The organism is Bacillus cereus group sp. BfR-BA-01355 (assembly GCF_022663675.1).
GTDB classification, from domain to species: domain Bacteria; phylum Bacillota; class Bacilli; order Bacillales; family Bacillaceae_G; genus Bacillus_A; species Bacillus_A thuringiensis_S.
The window spans coordinates 1-321 of the sequence record NZ_JAKUFY010000363.1 but is presented as its reverse complement, the minus strand read 5'-3'; the positions used below and the strand labels follow the sequence as shown (position 1 = coordinate 321).

Below are 321 nucleotides of genomic sequence, written 5' to 3'. Positions count from 1 at the left end.
TAATCCAAAACTCATCATTACAAGAAGTGCTCCCATATATGGTTCCACAGGCATTTTCTGCCCTGTCTTTGGTAATTCTTTTTCCGGTTTTTCTGGACCCGGTGTTCCAGGCTTTTCTGGATCTGGTGTTCCAGGTTTTTCTGGATCTGGTGTTCCAGGTTTCTCTGGATCTGGTGTTCCAGGCTTTTCTGGATCTGGTGTTTCTGGAACTGGTGGTGCTAAATGATTCAATTTGTTTAATACTTCTAATTGAACTGCATTTATCATTCCATTTGTAATTTCAAATGGAATTGGATTAGTTAATTTTTCATATCCTTTTGG

Annotated in this window: 1 pseudogene; it reads right to left on the bottom strand. The window is 38.9% G+C overall.

The annotated features are described in order from the left end of the window. A pseudogene (locus MR167_RS32060) lies at positions 1-321 on the bottom strand (MSCRAMM family protein); the annotation flags it as partial.